Below are 19,416 nucleotides of genomic sequence, written 5' to 3'. Positions count from 1 at the left end.
GTTTCGGCCGCGGTGCCCTGTCGGGGGACCGCGGCCGTACTGTTGTCTACGTACCCGGTTCGTGTGTGCGTAGCCGGTTTGTCGACGGATGACGGAGAGCGGAAGCCCCATGGTGCAGATCAAGACCCCCGAGCAGATCGCGAAGATGCGTGAGGCGGGCCTTGTCGTCGCCGCCGTGCACGCGGCGACCCGCGAGGCCGCGGTGCCCGGGGCCACCACGAAGGACCTGGACGAGGTCGCCCGCAAGGTGATCGCCGAGCACGGCGCGAAGTCCAACTTCCTCGGTTACGGCGGCTTCCCCGCGACGATCTGCACCTCCGTGAACGAGGTCGTCGTGCACGGCATCCCGGACGACAAGACCGTCCTCAAGGACGGCGACATCATCTCCATCGACGCCGGCGCGATCATCGACGGCTGGCACGGCGACGCGGCCTACACCGCCTTCGTCGGCACCGGTCACGCCCCGGAGCTGGTCGAGCTCTCCCGGGTGACCGAGGAGTCGATGTGGGCCGGGATCGCGGCGATGAAGCAGGGCAACCGCCTGGTGGACATCTCCCGGGCCATCGAGACGTACATCCGCCGCCAGCCCAAGCCGGGCGGCGGCAAGTACGGCATCGTCGAGGACTACGGCGGCCACGGCATCGGCACCGAGATGCACATGGACCCCCACCTCCTGAACTACGTCGAGCGCCGCCGCGGCAAGGGCCCCAAGCTGGTGCCCGGCCTCTGCCTCGCGATCGAGCCGATGGTCTCCCTCGGCACCCCGCGCACGGAGGTTCTGGAGGACGACTGGACCGTCATCACCACGGACGGCACCTGGTCCTCGCACTGGGAGCACTCCGTCGCGCTGACGGAGGAGGGCCCGCTGGTGCTGACGGCCCCCGACTGCGGCAAGGCGAAGCTGGCGGAGTACGGGGTCACCGTGGCGCCGGACCCGCTGGCGTCCTGACCCCCGCTGCTTAACGATCTACGCGATGGGGCAGACTCTCTCGATTCGTCTTTCCGAGAGCCCTGACGTAGACTGACGCGTCGGCTCTCGTGCATCCGTGTGTCTGCATACGGAGCGCGTAGTCGATCAAGGTAGTCGATTCGAAGGGCGAAGCGTGGCCAAGAAGCAAGGTGCCATCGAGATCGAAGGCACTGTCGTCGAGTCTCTTCCGAACGCCATGTTCAAGGTGGAGCTCCAGAACGGCCACCAGGTCCTGGCACACATCAGCGGCAAGATGCGTATGCACTACATCCGCATCCTCCCTGACGACCGGGTCGTGGTGGAGCTGTCTCCGTACGACCTGACGCGTGGCCGGATCGTCTACCGGTACAAGTAGATCTTGCCCGCATCCCGCTCGCGCGGGGTGGTGGCACTGACCCGGAGAACCTCACCCAATGAAGGTCAAGCCGAGCGTCAAGAAGATCTGCGACAAGTGCAGGGTGATCCGCCGTCACGGCCGGGTCATGGTCATCTGCGACAACCCGCGCCACAAGCAGCGCCAGGGCTGACGCACGACTGCAGTTCGCAGATTTTCGCGCGACGCAAGTAAGCACATATGCAGGACCCGTCCCTCTTCAGTTCCTTTGGTGGTGGAGGGCGACACCCCCGGTCGGAGGCCGGGGACCCAGCAGGTACCAACCCTTTTCCAGTGAAAAGGGGACGGCCGTTGGGAGTGGTTCTGCTGAAGACCTCCGAAGAATCAACAGGAGCCATGAATGGCACGCGTTGAAGGCGTTGACCTCCCGCGCGACAAGCGCATCGAGGTCGCCCTCACCTACGTGTTCGGCATCGGCCGCACGCTGGCCCAGCAGACGCTGGACGCCACCGAGGTGGACCGCAACACCCGCGTCCGCGACCTGACCGAGGAAGACCTCGTCAAGATCCGCGAGTACGTGGACGCCAACATCAAGACCGAGGGTGACCTCCGTCGCGAGATCCAGGCCGACATCCGTCGCAAGGTCGAGATCGGCTGCTACCAGGGTCTGCGCCACCGTCGTGGCCTGCCCGTCCGCGGTCAGCGCACCAGCACGAACGCCCGCACCCGCAAGGGCCCGCGTCGCGCCATCGCCGGTAAGAAGAAGCCGGGCAAGAAGTAGTCCTCGCTCAGCGGTCTATCGACAGCTGTCGCTGCAGGACCGACCACCTCCCGTAGGAGTTATAGATGCCCCCCAAGGGTCGTCAGGGCGCTGCCAAGAAGGTGCGCCGCAAGGAAAAGAAGAACGTTGCCCACGGGCACGCTCACATCAAGAGCACGTTCAACAACACGATCGTGTCCATCACGGACCCGAGCGGCAACGTGATCTCGTGGGCCTCCGCCGGCCACGTCGGCTTCAAGGGCTCGCGCAAGTCCACGCCGTTCGCCGCGCAGATGGCCGCCGAGTCGGCTGCCCGTCGCGCGCAGGAGCACGGCATGCGCAAGGTCGACGTCTTCGTCAAGGGCCCGGGTTCCGGTCGCGAGACCGCCATCCGTTCGCTCCAGGCGACCGGTCTCGAGGTCGGCTCGATCCAGGACGTGACGCCCACGCCGCACAACGGCTGCCGTCCGCCCAAGCGCCGCCGCGTCTGACGCACGGCAGTTCTTGAGGTTCCGGGCGGTACGGCTCTTCGGAGGCGTGCCGCCCGTACCCTTGTAGTGAATTCAGGGCATCAAATAGTGGGTGCCCCTGACTGAAGGAACGCGACATGCTGATTGCTCAGCGCCCCTCGTTGACCGAAGAGGTCGTCGACGAATTCCGCTCCCGGTTCGTGATCGAGCCGCTGGAGCCGGGCTTCGGCTACACCCTCGGCAACTCCCTGCGCCGTACGCTCCTCTCCTCGATCCCGGGTGCGGCCGTCACGTCCATCCGCATCGACGGTGTCCTGCACGAGTTCACCACCGTGCCGGGCGTCAAGGAGGACGTCACCGACCTCATCCTGAACATCAAGCAGCTGGTCGTCTCCTCGGAGCACGACGAGCCGGTCGTGATGTACCTGCGCAAGCAGGGCCCGGGTCTGGTCACCGCCGCCGACATCGCGCCCCCGGCCGGTGTCGAGGTGCACAACCCCGACCTCGTCCTCGCCACGCTCAACGGCAAGGGCAAGCTGGAGATGGAGCTGACCGTCGAGCGCGGTCGCGGCTACGTCTCCGCCGTCCAGAACAAGCAGGTCGGTCAGGAGATCGGGCGCATCCCGGTCGACTCGATCTACTCGCCGGTGCTCAAGGTCACGTACAAGGTCGAGGCGACCCGTGTCGAGCAGCGCACCGACTTCGACAAGCTGATCGTCGACGTCGAGACCAAGCAGGCCATGCGCCCGCGTGACGCCATGGCGTCCGCCGGCAAGACCCTGGTCGAGCTGTTCGGTCTGGCGCGCGAGCTCAACATCGACGCCGAGGGCATCGACATGGGCCCGTCCCCGACGGACGCCGCCCTGGCCGCCGATCTGGCGCTGCCGATCGAGGAGCTGGAGCTCACCGTTCGGTCGTACAACTGCCTCAAGCGCGAGGGCATCCACTCGGTGGGCGAGCTCGTGGCCCGCTCCGAGGCGGACCTGCTCGACATTCGCAACTTCGGTGCGAAGTCGATCGACGAGGTCAAGATGAAGCTCAACGGCATGGGTCTGGCCCTCAAGGACAGCCCGCCCGGATTCGACCCGACCGCCGCCGCCGACGCCTTCGGCGCCGACGACGACGCGGACGCCGGTTTCGTGGAGACCGAGCAGTACTGATGACTGCCCGCGGGCGTCCGCCCGCGGGGCCCTGACCCCGGTACCTGATACGGCCGGGGCAGATCACTAGGAGAAACACCATGCCGAAGCCTGCCAAGGGTGCCCGTCTGGGCGGCAGCGCCGCGCACGAGAAGCTTCTGCTGGCGAACCTCGCCAAGCAGCTCTTCGAGTACGGCCGCATCACCACCACCGAGGCGAAGGCCCGTCGCCTGCGTCCGTACGCGGAGCGTCTGGTCACCAAGGCGAAGAAGGGTGACCTTCACAACCGCCGCCAGGTGCTGTCCGTCATCACCGACAAGAGCATCGTGCACACGCTCTTCACGGAGATCGGCCCGCGCTACGAGAACCGCCCGGGTGGCTACACCCGTATCACCAAGATCGGTAACCGTCGTGGCGACAACGCGCCCATGGCGATCATCGAGCTGGTGGAGGCCCTGACCGTGGCCCAGGAGGCCACCGGTGAGGCCGAGGCCGCCACGAAGCGCTCCGCCAAGGACGCCGAGGCCGCCGACGCCAAGGCCGACACGGCGAAGGCCGACGAGGCCGCCGAGGCTCCGGCCGAGGAGTCGAAGGACGCGTAAGCGTTCTGCCCTTCAGGGCGTCGCGGGCCCGCCCCCTGCCGGGGCGGGCCCGCTTTTTTGTTGCCTGAGAGGATCCACGAGTGAGTGACGAAGCAGAGCCCGGGTTCGTACGGGTGCGGTTGGACCTGTCCTATGACGGCCGGGACTTCTCCGGCTGGGCCAAGCAGCGCCAGGGCCAGCGGACCGTGCAGGGGGAGATAGAGGCCGCGCTGCGGACCGTGACGCGCTCCGAGCAGACGTACGAGCTGACCGTGGCCGGGCGGACCGACAGCGGGGTGCACGCGCGGGGCCAGGTGGCCCACGTCGACCTGCCCGAGGCCGTGTGGGACGAGCACCGCGACAAGCTGCTGCGGCGGCTCGCGGGACGGCTGCCGCACGACGTGCGGGTGTGGAAGGTGGCCGAGGCGCCCGCGGGGTTCAACGCGCGCTTCTCCGCCGTCTGGCGGCGGTACGCCTACCGCGTGACCGACCACCCCGGCGGCGTCGACCCGCTGCTGCGCGGCCATGTGCTGTGGCACGACTGGGAGCTGGACCCGGATGCGATGAACGCCGCCGCCGAACGGCTGATCGGCGAGCACGACTTCGCCGCGTACTGCAAGCGCCGCGAGGGCGCCACGACCATCCGCACGCTGCAGGAGCTGCGCTGGGAGCGGCGGCCCGACGGCATCCTGGAGGCCACCGTGCGGGCCGACGCGTTCTGCCACAACATGGTGCGCTCGCTGGTCGGCGCCATGCTGTTCGTGGGGGACGGGCACCGGCCCGTGGAGTGGCCCGGCGAGGTGCTCCAAGCGGGCGTGCGGGACTCCGCCGTGCACGTGGTGCGGCCGCACGGGCTCACCCTCGAAGAGGTCGGCTATCCGGCCGACGAGCTGCTGGCCGCCCGCAACAAGGAGGCCCGCAACAAGCGGACGCTGCCCGGCGCCGGCTGCTGCTGAGCCGGCGGCCGCCGCCTTACTCGGGGGCCGCCGCCGCGGCGGACGCCTGGGCCCGGCCCCGCTGGTCGATCTGGCGGAAGGCGAAACGGGCCATGGTGTCGCCGACGGCGTACGCCTTGCGGTCGGCGGTCGTGACGCTCTTGCCGCTGGGGTAGCCCGTGGTGGTGAAGTAGGCGTAGCGGCCGTAGGAGTGGTACGTCCCACGGCACACGCCCGTCTGGCAGAAGTTCGGCACGCCCTTGCCGGGCAGCGCCGTGACCAGGCCGTTCTTCACCTGCTTTATCACCTTCGTGGCCTCGGCGGAGGTGTCGAAGACGGCGACGCCGATGGTGACGGCGAGGCCGCCCTTGACGTAGCTGACGCGGATCAGGCGGGTGCAGTCGTTGGCGGTGAGGAGGGCGCCGAGGGCGGGCTGCGTGACGGACGCGCACTTGTCCGTGCTGTCGGTCCGGCCCTTCTTGTAGACGGTCTCGCCCGAGGTGTACGTCCTGCCGGGGAAGAGGCCCTCGGGGCTGAGCGGCGCCTTGTCCTTCTTCGCGCTGGCGATGAAGTCCTTGGGGTCCGGCGGGGGCGGCGGCGTGGTCTCCTTGAACGTCGGACCGGGGTCGTCGCTCGCGCCGGGGATCTCCGCCGTCGCCGGCAGCTCACTGGCGGGCTTGTTCGAGGCGGTGGCGTCGTCGCTGTTCGCCGAGACGACGGTGATCGCCACGGCGGCCGCGACCGCGATCGTGGCGAGCGCCCCACCGCCGATCATCAGCCATCTGCGGCGCCGGGCGCGTGCCTCGGAGGCTTCGGCGAGCGCCGCCCAGTCGGGCGTGGGTCCCCCGCCGAAGCCGCCCGTGCCGCCCTGGCCCCACTGAGGCCCCCCTTGCCCAAAGCTCATGGGGCGCATCTTAGACGGGCGACCCGGGATGTTGAGCGGGGGTCGCGCGGGGTTCCCGCCCTAGCCTGAGGCGTATGAATACGGGCGAAACGGCTGTTGTCGGATGGTTGTCGCGGCCCGCCGGGCGGCATGCCCGGGCCGTGCTCGCGCTCGTGCTGCTCGCCGGGGTCGTGCGGGTGGGGCTGCGGGCGCCGGACGGCGGGATGGACAACGCCATCGTGGTGCGGGCCGCCGAGACGTGGATCCACGGCCGCTCGCCCTACGCCGACCGGCACTTCCTCTATCTGCCGGGCGCCGTGCTCGCCGCCGTGCCCCAGGCCCTGCTGCCCACCGCCGTGGTCCGCTTCCTGGTGCCCGCCGGCGTCACCGCCGGGCTGGTCGCCGGCTGGGCGTGCGCCCTGCGGGTGCACGGGGTGTCCTGGCGCAGCCGGTTCGCGGTGTACGGCCTGCTGGGGCTCGCCCTCGGCTTCGCCCCCTTCGGGCACCTCGTCCAGCTCGGGAACTGGACGGTGGCGTCGGCGGCCGCGCTGCCGCTCGCCCTGCTGTGCGTGTGCCGGGGGCGGTGGACGGCGGCCGGGCTCGTCATCGGCGCCGCCGTCGCGGTGAAGCCGCTGCTGGTGCCCGTCGTGCTCCTCTTCGTCTTCGCGGGGCGCCGGCGGGCGCTCGGGGTCGCGCTCGGCGTGCCCGCGGGGGTGTCGCTCGCGGCGGCGCTCGTGCTGCCGGACCCCGCCGGGTTCTTCACCCGGACCCTGCCCTTCCTGCTGCGCGGTGACGACGCCTTCGTACGCCTCTACGAGGCATCGCCCTCGGCGGTGCTCACGCGGGTCGGGGTGCCGCAGACGGCGGCGACGCTGCTCGCGGGCTGTGCGGCGGCGGCCGGGGTGTGGTGTGCGTGGCGGCGCTGGGGGAGGGGCGACGCGGGGCCCTCGCGGGTGGTGGAGTGCGCCACGATGCTGATGCTTTCGGCCTTTCTCGTCTCCCGGCCCTCCTACGACCACTACCTGCTCGTCGTGGTGCCGCTGCTGCTCGCGGGCGCGCTGCGGGCGGGGGCGGCGGCGCGCAGTCCGTGGTTCTGGGTGGCGCTGGTGCCGCAGGTCCCGGGGTTCGCCTGGCCCTGGCTCGAACCCATGACGCGGCGCGCCTTCAAGGACGCGGCGACGCTCTGTCTGCTCGCGGTCACGGTCGGGCGGGCGTGTGCGGTGGGGGTGGGGGCGCTGAGCGGTCGGTGCGGGGTGGAGCGGGCGGACCGCTACTCTGATGAGTGCAGACCTGTCCGTGGTGTGTGAGTCGTCGGTTCCGGTCTTCAGAGCCGCGTTTTGACCGGTACGGGGCGGCGCGGGTACTCTCGGGGATTGATACGTATTGGTGTCCTCGATCTCACGCGAAAGGGCCCTTACGTAGGTTCCCTGGAGCAGTTACCAGTGGCTCGCATACGGGCAGCGTCCCCGGCATTGTGTGCCCCAGCTGCATGATCGCTTCCTGGGTGCCGTGTGTCTGGACCCCATCCACTGAAGAAGCGAAGGCTACTAAGTGCGTACGTACAGCCCCAAGCCCGGCGATGTGACCCGCCAGTGGCACGTCATCGACGCCCGGGACATCGTCCTCGGCCGTCTGGCGACCACCGCTGCCACCCTGCTGCGTGGCAAGCACAAGCCGATCTACGCCCCCCACGTTGACACCGGTGACTTCGTCATCATCATCAACGCGGAGAAGGTGCACCTCTCCGGCAACAAGAAGACCCAGAAGATGGCGTACCGCCACTCCGGCTACCCGGGTGGTCTGCGTTCCGTCCGCTACGACGAGCTGCTTGCGAAGAGCCCCGAGAAGGCCGTCGAGAAGGCCGTCAAGGGCATGCTCCCCAAGAACACCCTGGGCCGTCAGATGCTCTCGAAGCTGAAGGTCTACGCGGGCGACCAGCACCCGCACGGCGCTCAGCAGCCGGTCCCGTTCGAGATCACCCAGGTCGCGCAGTAGTTCCGGCCACCCCCAAAGACGAAAAAGAATCTGAGGAGCATCGTGGCCGAGACCACCGTTGAGCAGCCGGTCGAAGAGACCGAGATCGCTGACGTCGAGCAGTACACCACCGAGTCCGAGGCGCCGCTTGAGGGCGAGTACACCTCGGAGTCGAACCCGGCGCGCTTCGGCGACCCGCAGCCGGCCGCCGGCCTGGGCCGTCGCAAGAACGCCATCGCCCGCGTCCGGATCGTCCCGGGCACCGGCAAGTGGAAGGTCAACGGGCGCACGCTCGAGGACTACTTCCCGAACAAGGTCCACCAGCAGGAAGTCAACGAGCCCTTCAAGGTGCTCGAACTCGACAACCGCTACGACGTCATCGCCCGCATCTCGGGTGGCGGCGTCTCCGGTCAGGCCGGTGCGCTCCGTCTCGGTGTCGCCCGCGCGCTGAACGAGGCCGACGTCGACAACAACCGCGCCGCCCTCAAGAAGGCCGGTTACCTCAAGCGTGACGACCGTGCGGTCGAGCGCAAGAAGGCCGGTCTGAAGAAGGCCCGCAAGGCCCCGCAGTACAGCAAGCGCTAATCGCTGCCTGCTCGTACTTCTCGTTCGCCCCGGCGGCACTCACCGTGCTGCCGGGGCGTTCGTCTATCAGGAACGAACGTTCGGAGGACAGCAGTGGGACGACTCTTCGGCACGGACGGCGTGCGTGGTGTCGCCAACGCGGATCTGACGGCCGAGCTCGCGCTCGGACTCTCCGTGGCGGCGGCACACGTACTGGCCGAGGCGGGCACCTTTGAAGGCCATCGCCCGGTCGCGGTGGTCGGGCGGGATCCGCGCGCGTCCGGGGAGTTCCTGGAGGCCGCGGTGGTCGCGGGCCTCGCGAGCGCGGGCGTGGACGTCCTGCGCGTCGGTGTGCTGCCCACCCCGGCGGTGGCGCATCTCACCGGTGCGCTGGGCGCCGACCTCGGCGTGATGCTCTCCGCCAGCCACAACGCCATGCCGGACAACGGCATCAAGTTCTTCGCCCGCGGCGGCCACAAGCTCGCCGACGAGCTGGAGGACCGCATCGAGGCCGTGTATGAGGAGCACCGCACCGGCGCGCCCTGGCAGCGCCCGACCGGCTCCGGTGTCGGCCGCGTGACCTCCTACGACCAGGGCCTCGACCAGTACATCGCGCATCTGCTCGGTGTCCTGCCCAACCGCCTCGACGGACTGAAGATCGTCCTGGACGAGGCGCACGGCGCCGCCGCCCGGGTCTCCCCGGAGGCGTTCATGCGCGCCGGTGCCGAGATCATCACCATCGGCGCGCAGCCCGACGGCCTGAACATCAACGACGGCTGCGGCTCGACCCACCTGGGCCTGCTGAAGGCCGCCGTCGTCGAGCACAAGGCCGACTTCGGCATCGCGCACGACGGGGACGCGGACCGCTGCCTGGCCGTGGACCACACCGGCGCGGAGGTCGACGGCGACCAGATCCTCGCCGTGCTGGCCCTCGCCATGCGCGAGCACGGCACACTGCGTCACGACACCGTTGTCGCCACCGTCATGTCGAACCTCGGCTTCAAGCTGGCCATGGAGGCCCAGGGCCTGTCCCTGGTGCAGACCGGCGTCGGCGACCGGTACGTCCTGGAGGCGATGAAGGAGCACGGCTTCGCCCTCGGCGGCGAGCAGTCCGGGCACGTGATCGTCCTGGACCACGCCACCACCGGCGACGGCACCCTGACCGGCCTGCTCCTCGCGGCGCGGGTCGCCGAGACCGGCCGTACGCTGGCCGACCTCGCCGGCGTCATGGAGCGCCTGCCGCAGGTGCTCATCAATGTGCCGGACGTCGACAGGTCCCGCGTGAAGACCTCGGCGGAACTGGCCGGCGCCGTCAGCGACGCCGAGCGCGAGCTGGGCTCCACGGGCCGGGTGCTGCTGCGCCCCTCGGGGACCGAGCCGCTGGTGCGGGTCATGGTCGAGGCCGCCGACATCGAGCAGGCGCGGTCCGTGGCCGAGCGGCTCGCCGACGCGGTGAAGTCGGCGCTCGGCTAGAGGCGCCGTGCTTTGGCGGTACGTTCGCGCTGGCCGGCCCAGAGGGCTTTCTGGGTCAGCAGCGTGAGCGTACCGGCGAGGACGATGCCGACGAGGTTGAGCAGGAGCTGCTCGGTGGAGCCCCACGCCTGCTTGTACTCGCTGTAGCTGAAGGCGACCGCGGCGTTCGCCGCCGCGGGGACCGTCGTCACGGAGATCGCCACTCCCACCAGGGCGCCCGACTTGGCCGAGGTGAGCGAGAGCGTGCCCGCCGCGCCGGCGAGGACCGCCACGACGAACGAGAACCAGTCCGGGCGGTAGATGAAGTTCGTGTTCGGACGCTCCGACTTCAGGGCCTCGTCGCTGAACAGGTTCATGGCGTCCATGAAGTAGCTGAACCCGACCGTCACCAGCATCGCCACCAGGAAGCCCACGAGCAGCGCGATCAGTGAGCGCAGCGCCAGCTTCGGGGCCCGCCGCACCAGCGCCGTGCAGAAACCGGCGAGGGGTCCGAACTCCGGGCCGACGGCCATCGCGCCCACGATCAGGATCGCGTTGTCCAGCACGACACCGCAGGCCGCGATCATCGTGGCGAGCGTGATGAACGCGACGTAGGTGACCGAGAGCGTCGACTCCTCGTGGGTCGCGTCGGACAGCTGCTCCCACAGCACCGCGTCCGCCCCCTCGCCCGGCGCGTCGTCCTCGGCCCTGGTGGCGCGCTCGGAGAGCGAGAGGTCGATGGTCTCGACCGCGATCGAGCCGCACTTGTCGAGGTCCAGCGCGCGCAGGCCGCCGATCAGCTCGTCGCCCGCCTCCCGGGCGACGTCGCACATGATGACGTCGCCCTTCGGGTCGCGGGCCGCGCCCGGGACGACGGCGAGGTGCGTGGTGCCGGTCGTCGCCTCGATCAGGCGCAGCACGTCGTCGGTCTTGTCCTCGGGGGAGATCAGGCGCAGGTGCAGCATCCGAGCAGAGTAGTCGGCCGTTCGAGCGGCCGGGTCCTTCAGAGTTTGCGCAGGCTCAGGCGCTGGACCTTGTGGTCGGGGCCCTTGCGCAGCACCAGGGCGGCCCGGCCGCGGGTGGGCGCCACGTTCTCCAGGAGGTTCGGCTTGTTGATCGTGCGCCAGGTGGTGCGGGCGTAGTCCAGGGCCTCCTCCTCCGACACCTGCGTGTACCTGCGGAAGTAGGAGGAGGGGTCCTGGAAGGCCGTGTCGCGCAGCTTCTTGAAGCGGTTCAGGTACCAGCGCTCGATGTCCTCGGTGCGGGCGTCGACGTACACGCTGAAGTCGAAGTAGTCCGCGAGGCCCACGCGGGTGCGGCCGTCCTTGCCGGGCAGGGCGGGCTGCAGGACGTTCAGGCCCTCCACGATGAGGATGTCGGGCCGGTGCACCGCGAGGCGCCTGCCCGGCACGATGTCGTATATCAGGTGGGAGTAGACGGGGGCGGTGACCTCCTCCTTGCCCGCCTTGATGTCCGCCACGAAACGGGTGAGGGCGCGGCGGTCGTACGACTCGGGGAAGCCCTTGCGGGACATCAGGCCGCGGGCCTGGAGCTCCTTGGTCGGCAGCAGGAAGCCGTCGGTCGTGACGAGTTCGACGCGGGGGTGTTCCGGCCAGCGCGAGAGCAGGGCCTGCAGGAGGCGGGCGACGGTCGACTTGCCGACGGCCACGGAGCCGGCGACCCCTATCACGAAGGGGGTGCCGGACTGGGAGCGCTTCTCGCCGAGGAAGGTGTTGAGGGCTCCGCGCAGGCCGTCCGTCGCGCCGACGTAGAGGTTCAGCAGGCGGGAGAGCGGGAGGTAGATGTCGCGGACCTCGTCCAGGTCGATGACGTCCCCGAGGCCGCGCAGCTTCTCCACCTCCTCCGCCGTCAGGGGCAGGGGCGTCTTCTCCCGCAGGGCGCTCCACTCGGCGCGGGTCAGGTCGAGGTAGGGAGTCGCCTCCGGCTTGTGCCGGTGGGCGCTCCGCTGCGCCTTGTCTGGCGCGGAGACCGAAGAGATCACAGTCCATTGTTACGGCTGTTTGAACGGCCGTGGGGTGGCCGAGTGGTGGGGTGTGTCACGCTGAGCCGTTGTTTTCCGGGCGATTTCTGGGGTGAGTGAGCCGGTGATTATCGGGGTCGGCATCGATGTGGCCGAGATCGAGCGGTTCGGGGCCGCGTTGGCCCGGACGCCGGGCATGGCCGAACGGCTGTTCCTGGACAGTGAGTTGCTGCTGCCGAGCGGGGAGCGGCGCGGGGTGGCCTCGCTCGCGGCCCGCTTCGCGGCGAAGGAGGCGCTGGCCAAGGCGCTGGGGGCGCCGGGCGGGCTGCGCTGGACCGACGCCGAGGTGTACGTGGAGGGGAGCGGGCAGCCGCGGGTGCGGGTGCGGGGGACGGTCGCGGCGCGCGCCGCCGAGCTGGGGGTGCGGTCCTGGCACGTGTCGTTGAGCCACGACGCGGGGGTGGCCTCGGCGGTGGTGGTGGCGGAGGGATGACCTCGGGACGCACCGCCGCGTGAGGTTTCGGCGGAGGTGCTTCCCCCGCCCCTCCCTCTCCCTCTCTCTCGCCGTGATGGCCCGGCGGGGCAGGGGCAGACTGGGGGGATGCGTAGTGCTTATGGCGTGGAGAGTGTCCGGGCTGCCGAGCGTGCGGCCATGGGGCGGGGGCCCGAGGGGGCGCTGATGCAGCGGGCGGCGGCCGGGCTGGCCGCCGAGTGCGCCCGGCTGCTCGGCAAGGTGTACGGGGCCCGGGTCACGCTGCTCGTGGGCAGTGGGGACAACGGCGGTGACGCCCTCTACGCGGGGGCCCGGCTGGCCCGGCGCGGCGCGGGGGTCAGCGCGGTGCTGCTCGCCCCGGAGCGGACCCACCCCGGCGGGCTCGCCGCCCTGCGCGCGGCCGGCGGTGCGGTCGTGGGCGCGGACGAGGACAGGGCCGAGGGCGTCGTCGCGCGGGCCCGGCTCGTCGTGGACGGCATCGTCGGGATCGGCGGGCGCGGCGGGCTCCGGGAGCGTGCCGCCCGCCTCGTGGGAGCCGTCGCGCGGGACGCCGTGGTCGTCGCCGTGGACCTGCCGAGCGGCGTCGACGCCGACACGGGCGAGGTGCGCGGAGAGGCGGTGCGCGCCGATGTGACGGTGACGTTCGGGACGCACAAGCCGGGGCTGCTGATCGACCCGGGGCGCGAGTACGCCGGTGCGGTGCGGCTGGTCGACATCGGTCTGGAGCTGCCGGCGCGGGAGCGGGCGGCGGAGGCCCTGCAGTACGTCGACGTGGCGGGGCTGCTGCCGCGGCCGAGCGGGGAGAGCGACAAGTACCGGCGCGGTGTCGTCGGCGTCGTGGCCGGTTCCGGGCGGTACCCGGGCGCCGCCGTGCTCTGCGTGGCCGGTGCGCTGCGCGGCGGCGCGGGCGCGGTGCGGTACGTGGGGCCCGCCGCGGACGCCGTGCTCGCCCGCTACCCCGAGACGCTGGTCTCCGCGGGGCCGCCGTCGAAGGCCGGGCGGGTGCAGGCCTGGGCCGTGGGACCTGGGCTCGGGGACGACGGGGAGCGGCTGCGGGACGTGATCGGCGCGGACGTGCCGCTCCTCATCGACGCCGATGGCCTGCGGCTGGCCGAGGAGCGGGAGGTCCGGGCCCGGCGCGCGCCGACGCTGCTCACGCCGCACGCCGGGGAGGCCGCCGCCCTCCTCGGCGTCCGCCGCGAGGAAGTGGAGACGGCGCGGCTCGCCGCCGTGCGGGAACTGGCGGGGCGCTTCGGGGCGACCGTGCTGCTGAAGGGGTCCACCACGTTGGTCGCCTCGGCCGAGGGCGCCGTACGCGTCAACCCCACGGGCACCCCGTGGCTCGCCACGGCGGGCAGCGGCGACGTGCTGTCCGGGCTCGCCGGCTCCCTGCTCGCGGCGGGACTGGACGCCCGGGACGCCGGCTCGGTGGGCGCCTACCTGCACGGCCTCGCGGCCCGCCACGCCGCGAACGGCGCACCGGTGGCCGCCCACGACGTGGCCGCCGCCATCCCGACGGCCTGGCGGGACGTGTGCCGGGGGGACTGATGGGGGGGGCGGCGACGTGGCGGGCGGGCCGCAGCTTTCGGGTCACTGGCTCGGGCGGCGGCTGCGGGGTGACTGGGGCGGGCGGTGGCGGACGGGGTAACTGGCTCCGGCGGTGGCGGATGGGTGACCGGGCCGGGCGGTGGCGGGTGGGGCCGCTGGCTCGGGCGGTGGCGGGTGGTGACGGGTGGGCCGCAGTTTTCGGGCCGCTGCTCGGGCGGCGGCTGCCGGGTGACCGGGCCGGGCGGCGGCGGACGGGGCACTGGGTGGAGTGGTGACGTGTGGGTGCCCGGCCGGGCGGCTGTGGTGGGTGCGGTGACCGGCCCAGTGGCGGCAGGCGCGTGACTGGCTGAGCGCTGGCTCTCGGGTGACCGGAGCGGGTGGGTGCTGGGCCGGGCTGTGGTGGGTGCGGTGACCGGCCCAGTGGCGGCAGGCGGCTGACCGGGCCGAGCGGTGGCAGGCGGCTGATCGGGCCGGGCGGTGGCGGTGGGTGATCGGCTCGGGACGCGGCAGGTGGGGTGGGCTCGGACGGTGGGGGAGCGGTCGGGCGGTGGGGGCCGGTGGGCACGGAGGCGGTCCGGCGGTGGTGGTCGCTGGGCACGGAGATGGGTGGGCGGTGGGCACGGAGGTAGGCATGGCGGGGCCCTCTGAGACACTTGTGCGCGATGAACGAGACAGCCGCCTTCCGCGTCCGCGCCGAGATCGACCTCGCCGCCCTCCGCGCCAACGTGCGCACGCTGCGCGCCCGCGCGCCGCACGCCGCGTTCATGGCCGTGGTGAAGGCCGACGCGTACGGCCACGGAATGGTGCCCTGCGCCAGGGCAGCCGTCCGGGCGGGCGCCACCTGGATCGGTACCGCGACGCCGGAGGAGGCCCTGGCCCTGCGCGCGGCGGGCCTGCCGGGGCGGATCATGTGCTGGCTGTGGACACCGGGCGGCCCCTGGCGCGAGGGCGTCGAGGCCGACCTGGACATGTCGGTGAGCGCGCTGTGGGCGCTGCGCGAGGTGACGGCGGCCGCCCGGGCGGCGGGGCGCACCGCCCGCGTCCAGCTCAAGGCCGACACGGGACTCGGGCGCAACGGCTGCATGCCGGCCGACTGGCCCGAGCTGATCGCCGAGGCCCTGCGCGCCGAGGCCGAGGGCCTGGTCACGGTCACCGGCCTCTGGTCGCACTTCGCGTGCGCCGACGAGCCGGGGCACCCTTCGATCGCCGCCCAGCTCACCGTCTTCCGCGAGATGGTGGCGTACGCCGAGGGCCAGGGCATACGCCCCGAGGTCCGGCACATCGCCAACTCCCCGGGCACGCTCACGCTCCCGGACGCGCACTTCGACCTCGTACGGCCCGGCATCGCGATGTACGGCATCTCGCCGAGCCCCGAGGTGGGCACGTCCGGGGACCTCGGGCTGCGGCCCGTCATGACGCTCAGCGCCTCGCTCGCCCATGTGAAGCACGCCCCGGCCGGCCACGGCGTGAGCTACGGACACCACTACGTCACCTCGGGCGCCACGACCCTCGGCCTCATCCCCGCCGGGTACGGCGACGGCATCCCGCGCCACGCCTCGGGCACGGCCCCGGTCCTGGTCGGAGGCAAGTGGCGGACGGCCGCGGGGCGCGTGGCGATGGACCAGTTCGTGGTCGACCTCGGCGGGGACGAGCCCGAAGTGGGCGCCGAGGCCCTCCTGTTCGGCCCCGGCGACCGGGGGGAGCCGACCGCCGAGGACTGGGCGCGGGCCGCGGACACCATCGCGTACGAGATCGTCACGCGCATCGGATCGCGGGTGCCGCGCGTCCATGTGAATGAGCGGCCCGGCGCGGGAGAGACGGGAACGACCGGCCCGACCACTGACTAGGAGCGGCACGTGAGCGAGAGCAGCACGGGGGCTGCCGCGGCGGAAGCGGTGACGGACGTCGTGGCGGACGTCGCGGACGTCGTGACGGAGGCCGTGACGGAGGTCGCCGCCGCGGCCGGGAGCTGGCGCCGGGCCACCGTGGCGGGCGCCGCGCTCGGCGTGATCGCCGCCGGCGCGGCCGCGGGCGTCGCCATCGAGCGGCTCACCGTCGGCCGCGGCATCCGCAAGAAGGCACGGCTCGCGCTGGACGCGGCGGGACCGTACGGCTCGCTGCGCGGCATGCCCGGCACGGCGCACGCGGACGACGGCACGGAGCTGTCCTACGAGGTCGAAGAGGTCGAAGAGGTCGAAGAGATCGAAGAGATCGAGGGGAGTGAGGGGAGCAAGCGGGGCGGGGGCGCCGCGGGCGACGCGCTCACCGTCGTCTTCAGCCACGGCTACTGCCTGAGCCAGGACTCCTGGCACTTCCAGCGGGCCGCCCTGCGCGGCGCGGTCCGCGCGGTCTACTGGGACCAGCGCAGCCACGCCCGCTCGGGGCGTGGCGTCGACCAGGTCGAGCGCGATGTGCCGGTCTCCATCGACCAGTTGGGCCGCGACCTGAAGGCGGTCATCGACGCGGCCGCGCCGAAGGGACCGCTCGTCCTCGTCGGGCACTCCATGGGCGGCATGACGACCATGGCCCTCGCCGACCAGTTCCCGGAGCTGATCCGCGAGCGCGTCGTGGGCGTCGCCCTGGTGGGTACGTCGTCGGGGCAGCTCGGTCAGGTGAATTTCGGGCTGCCGGTGGCGGGGATGAACGCGGTGCGCCGGGTGCTGCCCGGAGTGCTGCGCACGCTCGGCTCGCAGGCCGAACTGGTGGAGCGGGGGCGGCGGGCCACCGCGGACCTCTTCGCCGGGGTCATCAAGCGCTACTCGTTCTCGCGCAAGGACGTCGACCCGGCGATCGCGCGGTTCGCGGAGCGGATGATCGAGGCGACGCCCATCGACGTGGTCGCGGAGTTCTACCCGGCTTTCGCCGAGCACGACAAGGCGGCGGCGCTCGAACGCTTCGTGGGGCTGCCGGTGCTGGTGCTGGCCGGGGAGCAGGACCTGGTCACGCCGAGCGAGCACAGCGAGGCCATCGCGTCCCTGCTGCCGGACGCCCGGCTGGTCCTGGTCCCCGACGCGGGGCACCTGGTCATGCTGGAGCACCCCGAGGTGGTCACGGAGCACCTCGCGGAGCTGCTCGCGCGGACGGGCGCCGGGCGGACGGCAGCCGACGCGGGCTCCTCCAGCGGCTAACGTGGACGGCATGGAAGCACCGCACCACCAGGTCCCCGCGAACGTACTCACGACCACCGTGAACTCCCCCGAACAGATGGGCGAGTTGGGCCGCCGCCTGGCCAAGATCCTGCGCCCCGGCGACCTCGTCATGCTCACCGGCGAGCTGGGCGCCGGCAAGACCACGCTGACCCGCGGCCTGGGCGAGGGCCTCGGCGTGCGCGGCGCCGTCACCTCCCCGACCTTCGTCATCGCCCGCGTCCACCCGCCGCTCGGCCAGGGTCCCGCGCTCGTGCACGTCGACGCGTACCGGCTGGGCGGCGGGCTCGACGAGATGGAGGACCTGGACCTCGACGTCTCGCTGCCCGATTCGGTGATCGTCGTGGAGTGGGGCGACGGCAAGGTCGAGGAGCTGTCCGACGACCGGCTGCACGTCGTCATCGACCGGGCCGTCGGCGACACGACGGACGAGGTGCGCGAGGTGACGCTGACCGGCCTCGGCGCGCGGTGGACGGACGCGGACCTGGCGGCACTGGCCGCCTGACCCCCAGGGGGCGCTCGCCCGGGCCCCGCAAGGGTCGTGGGTACGTTCACCCGAAGGTTCCGACATGTCGTCGGCAAAATGTTGCGTCGCGTGCGCCGGGCGTGGTCACATGGGTACCGGTCCTGGTTAGGTCTACCTAACCACGTCTGCCCCCGGGAGCCCAGGAGGCATCCATGTCGGCTTCAGAACGTGACGCACAGCCGCGGCCGCCCGCACTCGGTCTGCCGGGACCTTCGGCCGCCCCGGGCCCCGCGCAGCTGTCGATGAGTGACCTGCTCGCGTCGTGCGCCGCCGCGAGCGCGGTCTCCACCCCGCCCCGCGACCCGGCGCCCGCCGGCGCCGCCGCGAGCGGGCCCGGCGCGCCTACGGAATGACGACGACCTTCTTGCTGATCGTCGCGAACTCCCACATCGCGTCGCCGTGCGCGCGCGACGCACGGATGCCGCCGGTCCGCTTCGCCGGGTCCGGCTTCGGCGTCGAGCCGTCGACGGCCGCGCTGAAGCCGATCGTGATGCCCTCGACGCTCGTGAACCGCACGACGTGCTCAATCGGCACGCCATCCGTTCCGGTGACGGTCCCCGAGCGCGAGGTGACGGCGTAGGTGCCCGGCGGCGGGTCGACCGAGCCGGGCGTCACCGGGAACGTGACGCGCAGCTTCCCGGAGGCCTCGACCAGCCAGACCCGGTCCTCGCCCACGGAGTACACGACCCGCTCGCCCTTGCCGGACTCGGCGGGCACGGCCGCCGGGTTCGCCTTGTCCTTGGGGGAGCGCGGGGTCGCGGAAGCGGACTTCTGGGGCCGCTTGGCCAGGCTGTCCGGCACATGGGCCGACGCCTGATAGGCGAGGAAGCCGACCGCGGCGACCGCGGCGGCGGTGAGCGCGGCCACGAATCCCGAGCTGCTCCTTGACACCCTTCGCCACCCACCTCGTCGTACGGCATACGGCTACGCAGTGACGGTAGCAGCAGGCGTGGCCCAACCCGGGGCGGCCGTGCGGCAGGCGCCGGAGCCGTAGGCTGTTCGCGTGCTCTTGCTCGCTCTTGATACCGCAACGCCCGCCGTCACCGTCGCCCTGCACGACGGCTCCTCCGTCGTGGCCCAGTCGAGCCAGGTGGACGCCCGCCGGCACGGCGAGCTGCTGCTCCCGGCCGTCGACCGCGTGCTCGCCGACGCCGGGCAGAGACTCGACGCCGTCACCGGCATCGTCGTGGGCGTGGGCCCCGGCCCCTACACCGGACTGCGCGTCGGCCTGATGACCGCCGACACCTTCGGCCTCGCCCTCGGCGTCCCCGTGCACGGCGTGTGCACGCTGGACGGCCTCGCCTACGCCTCCGGCATCGAGGACGGCCCCTTCGTGGTCGCCACCGACGCCCGGCGCAAGGAGGTCTACTGGGCGCGCTACGACGACGCGCGCACCAGGGTGGGCGAGCCCGCCGTCGACCGGCCCGCGCAGCTCGCCGCCGACGTCGAGGGCCTGCCCGCCGTCGGCGCGGGCGCGCTGCTCTACCCCGACGTCTTCCCGGACGCCCGCGCCCCCGAGCACGTCTCGGCCGCGGCGCTCGCGTCCCTGGCCGCCGAGAAGCTCGCCGCCGGCGAGGCGCTCCTGGAGCCCCGGCCGCTGTACCTGCGCCGGCCCGACGCGCAGGTGCCGAAGAACTACAAGGTGGTCACCCCCAAGTGA

At 71.9% G+C, this 19,416-nt stretch carries 23 protein-coding genes; 19 read left to right on the top strand and 4 right to left on the bottom strand.

The window, feature by feature from the left end:
• Positions 1 to 109 precede the first annotated feature (109 nt).
• The 8 genes from map to truA all read left to right on the top strand — a co-directional run bounded on the left by map (position 110) and on the right by truA (position 5,210).
• Positions 110 to 949 carry a type I methionyl aminopeptidase gene (map, locus tag ABZ385_RS13590; protein WP_358577395.1) on the top strand — a complete coding sequence of 280 codons (840 nt, stop codon included), beginning with the start codon at positions 110 to 112 and terminating at the stop codon, positions 947 to 949.
• A gap of 154 nt (positions 950 to 1,103) precedes the next feature.
• Positions 1,104 to 1,325, top strand: coding sequence for a translation initiation factor IF-1 (infA, locus tag ABZ385_RS13585; RefSeq protein ID WP_003948620.1), 222 nt, complete (start codon positions 1,104 to 1,106; stop codon positions 1,323 to 1,325).
• A gap of 58 nt (positions 1,326 to 1,383) precedes the next feature.
• Positions 1,384 to 1,497, top strand: a complete 114-nt coding sequence (gene rpmJ, locus ABZ385_RS13580) for a 50S ribosomal protein L36 (RefSeq protein WP_003974245.1) — start codon at positions 1,384 to 1,386, stop codon at positions 1,495 to 1,497.
• Positions 1,498 to 1,704: 207 nt separating this feature from the next.
• On the top strand, positions 1,705 to 2,085 hold the full coding sequence (gene rpsM, locus ABZ385_RS13575) for a 30S ribosomal protein S13 (protein WP_127912744.1): 381 nt from the start codon (positions 1,705 to 1,707) through the stop codon (positions 2,083 to 2,085).
• 65 nt (positions 2,086 to 2,150) lie between these two features.
• Entirely contained in the window at positions 2,151 to 2,555 is a 405-nt protein-coding gene (rpsK, locus tag ABZ385_RS13570; RefSeq protein WP_003956432.1) for a 30S ribosomal protein S11, read from the top strand.
• Positions 2,556 to 2,671: 116 nt separating this feature from the next.
• Positions 2,672 to 3,694, top strand: a complete 1,023-nt coding sequence (locus ABZ385_RS13565; protein WP_016645160.1) for a DNA-directed RNA polymerase subunit alpha — start codon at positions 2,672 to 2,674, stop codon at positions 3,692 to 3,694.
• 80 nt (positions 3,695 to 3,774) lie between these two features.
• Complete coding sequence (gene rplQ / locus ABZ385_RS13560) at positions 3,775 to 4,275, top strand: 50S ribosomal protein L17 (RefSeq protein ID WP_358696075.1); 501 nt, start codon at positions 3,775 to 3,777, stop codon at positions 4,273 to 4,275.
• A gap of 80 nt (positions 4,276 to 4,355) precedes the next feature.
• Entirely contained in the window at positions 4,356 to 5,210 is an 855-nt protein-coding gene (gene truA / locus ABZ385_RS13555; RefSeq protein WP_358577400.1) for a tRNA pseudouridine(38-40) synthase TruA, read from the top strand.
• Between the two features lie 16 nt (positions 5,211 to 5,226).
• Here the strand turns inward: truA and ABZ385_RS13550 are convergent, their stop codons facing one another.
• Positions 5,227 to 6,093 (bottom strand): hypothetical protein, encoded by an 867-nt coding sequence (locus tag ABZ385_RS13550; RefSeq protein ID WP_358577401.1) that lies wholly within the window; start codon positions 6,091 to 6,093, stop codon positions 5,227 to 5,229.
• A 74-nt stretch (positions 6,094 to 6,167) separates the two neighbouring features.
• On the opposite strand from ABZ385_RS13550, the gene ABZ385_RS13545 reads away from it, so the two are divergent.
• The 4 genes from ABZ385_RS13545 (at position 6,168) to glmM (ending at position 10,083) form a co-directional block, all read left to right on the top strand.
• Positions 6,168 to 7,379: a glycosyltransferase family 87 protein gene (locus ABZ385_RS13545; RefSeq protein ID WP_358911413.1), complete on the top strand. Its 1,212-nt coding sequence runs from the start codon at positions 6,168 to 6,170 to the stop codon at positions 7,377 to 7,379.
• Positions 7,380 to 7,623: 244 nt separating this feature from the next.
• Positions 7,624 to 8,067, top strand: a complete 444-nt coding sequence (gene rplM, locus ABZ385_RS13540; protein ID WP_076684960.1) for a 50S ribosomal protein L13 — start codon at positions 7,624 to 7,626, stop codon at positions 8,065 to 8,067.
• 42 nt (positions 8,068 to 8,109) lie between these two features.
• The gene (rpsI, locus tag ABZ385_RS13535; RefSeq protein ID WP_358577405.1) at positions 8,110 to 8,631 is read left to right on the top strand and encodes a 30S ribosomal protein S9; all 522 of its coding nucleotides are present in this window, start codon (positions 8,110 to 8,112) and stop codon (positions 8,629 to 8,631) included.
• Between the two features lie 93 nt (positions 8,632 to 8,724).
• Entirely contained in the window at positions 8,725 to 10,083 is a 1,359-nt protein-coding gene (gene glmM / locus ABZ385_RS13530; protein WP_358911411.1) for a phosphoglucosamine mutase, read from the top strand.
• Here the strand turns inward: glmM and ABZ385_RS13525 are convergent.
• Together ABZ385_RS13525 and coaA are read right to left on the bottom strand one after the other, a co-directional pair.
• Positions 10,080 to 11,027, bottom strand: a complete 948-nt coding sequence (locus ABZ385_RS13525) for a DUF389 domain-containing protein (RefSeq protein WP_358577409.1) — start codon at positions 11,025 to 11,027, stop codon at positions 10,080 to 10,082. The two genes, glmM and ABZ385_RS13525, sit on opposite strands and share 4 nt — an antisense overlap.
• Before the next feature lie 38 nt (positions 11,028 to 11,065).
• Positions 11,066 to 12,064, bottom strand: a complete 999-nt coding sequence (gene coaA, locus ABZ385_RS13520) for a type I pantothenate kinase (RefSeq protein WP_358577412.1) — start codon at positions 12,062 to 12,064, stop codon at positions 11,066 to 11,068.
• A 103-nt stretch (positions 12,065 to 12,167) separates the two neighbouring features.
• Between coaA and ABZ385_RS13515 the strand changes: the two genes are divergently transcribed.
• The 6 genes from ABZ385_RS13515 to ABZ385_RS13490 all read left to right on the top strand — a co-directional run bounded on the left by ABZ385_RS13515 (position 12,168) and on the right by ABZ385_RS13490 (position 18,109).
• A complete protein-coding gene (locus ABZ385_RS13515) occupies positions 12,168 to 12,536 on the top strand; it encodes a holo-ACP synthase (protein WP_358577414.1) in 369 nt (122 codons plus the stop codon).
• A 108-nt stretch (positions 12,537 to 12,644) separates the two neighbouring features.
• A complete protein-coding gene (locus ABZ385_RS13510) occupies positions 12,645 to 14,084 on the top strand; it encodes an NAD(P)H-hydrate dehydratase (protein ID WP_358577417.1) in 1,440 nt (479 codons plus the stop codon).
• Positions 14,085 to 14,746: 662 nt separating this feature from the next.
• A complete protein-coding gene (gene alr / locus ABZ385_RS13505; protein ID WP_358911409.1) occupies positions 14,747 to 15,931 on the top strand; it encodes an alanine racemase in 1,185 nt (394 codons plus the stop codon).
• Between the two features lie 81 nt (positions 15,932 to 16,012).
• A complete protein-coding gene (locus tag ABZ385_RS13500; protein ID WP_358911559.1) occupies positions 16,013 to 17,212 on the top strand; it encodes an alpha/beta hydrolase in 1,200 nt (399 codons plus the stop codon).
• 10 nt (positions 17,213 to 17,222) lie between these two features.
• Entirely contained in the window at positions 17,223 to 17,735 is a 513-nt protein-coding gene (gene tsaE / locus ABZ385_RS13495; protein WP_358577421.1) for a tRNA (adenosine(37)-N6)-threonylcarbamoyltransferase complex ATPase subunit type 1 TsaE, read from the top strand.
• 173 nt (positions 17,736 to 17,908) lie between these two features.
• A complete protein-coding gene (locus ABZ385_RS13490; protein ID WP_358577423.1) occupies positions 17,909 to 18,109 on the top strand; it encodes a hypothetical protein in 201 nt (66 codons plus the stop codon).
• On the opposite strand, the gene ABZ385_RS13485 is transcribed toward ABZ385_RS13490, so the two are convergent.
• Entirely contained in the window at positions 18,099 to 18,647 is a 549-nt protein-coding gene (locus ABZ385_RS13485) for a hypothetical protein (protein ID WP_358577425.1), read from the bottom strand. The two genes, ABZ385_RS13490 and ABZ385_RS13485, sit on opposite strands and share 11 nt — an antisense overlap.
• A 112-nt stretch (positions 18,648 to 18,759) precedes the next feature.
• Here ABZ385_RS13485 and tsaB point away from each other — a divergent pair, with 112 nt between their 5' ends.
• Positions 18,760 to 19,416 carry a tRNA (adenosine(37)-N6)-threonylcarbamoyltransferase complex dimerization subunit type 1 TsaB gene (gene tsaB, locus ABZ385_RS13480; protein ID WP_358911407.1) on the top strand — a complete coding sequence of 219 codons (657 nt, stop codon included), beginning with the start codon at positions 18,760 to 18,762 and terminating at the stop codon, positions 19,414 to 19,416.

Origin of the sequence: Streptomyces sp. NPDC005898, from assembly GCF_040629635.1 — a bacterium.
Lineage (GTDB): Bacteria > Actinomycetota > Actinomycetes > Streptomycetales > Streptomycetaceae > Streptomyces.
The sequence above is the reverse complement of the archived record's forward strand: the minus strand, read 5'-3'. Positions and strand labels throughout refer to the sequence as shown.

Excerpts from the sequence above, each read along its gene's own strand:
- ABZ385_RS13490 (WP_358577423.1), top strand. The coding sequence starts at position 17,909 with ATGTCGGCTTCAGAACGTGACGCACAGCCGCGGCCGCCCGCACTCGGT.
- ABZ385_RS13545 (WP_358911413.1), top strand. The coding sequence starts at position 6,168 with ATGAATACGGGCGAAACGGCTGTTGTCGGATGGTTGTCGCGGCCCGCC.
- tsaE (WP_358577421.1), top strand. The coding sequence starts at position 17,223 with ATGGAAGCACCGCACCACCAGGTCCCCGCGAACGTACTCACGACCACC.
- ABZ385_RS13525 (WP_358577409.1), bottom strand. The coding sequence starts at position 11,027 with ATGCTGCACCTGCGCCTGATCTCCCCCGAGGACAAGACCGACGACGTG.
- rpsM (WP_127912744.1), top strand. The coding sequence starts at position 1,705 with ATGGCACGCGTTGAAGGCGTTGACCTCCCGCGCGACAAGCGCATCGAG.
- rplQ (WP_358696075.1), top strand. The coding sequence starts at position 3,775 with ATGCCGAAGCCTGCCAAGGGTGCCCGTCTGGGCGGCAGCGCCGCGCAC.
- ABZ385_RS13550 (WP_358577401.1), bottom strand. The coding sequence starts at position 6,093 with ATGAGCTTTGGGCAAGGGGGGCCTCAGTGGGGCCAGGGCGGCACGGGC.
- ABZ385_RS13510 (WP_358577417.1), top strand. The coding sequence starts at position 12,645 with ATGCGTAGTGCTTATGGCGTGGAGAGTGTCCGGGCTGCCGAGCGTGCG.
- rpsK (WP_003956432.1), top strand. The coding sequence starts at position 2,151 with ATGCCCCCCAAGGGTCGTCAGGGCGCTGCCAAGAAGGTGCGCCGCAAG.
- ABZ385_RS13565 (WP_016645160.1), top strand. The coding sequence starts at position 2,672 with ATGCTGATTGCTCAGCGCCCCTCGTTGACCGAAGAGGTCGTCGACGAA.
- rpmJ (WP_003974245.1), top strand. The coding sequence starts at position 1,384 with ATGAAGGTCAAGCCGAGCGTCAAGAAGATCTGCGACAAGTGCAGGGTG.
- map (WP_358577395.1), top strand. The coding sequence starts at position 110 with ATGGTGCAGATCAAGACCCCCGAGCAGATCGCGAAGATGCGTGAGGCG.
- alr (WP_358911409.1), top strand. The coding sequence starts at position 14,747 with ATGAACGAGACAGCCGCCTTCCGCGTCCGCGCCGAGATCGACCTCGCC.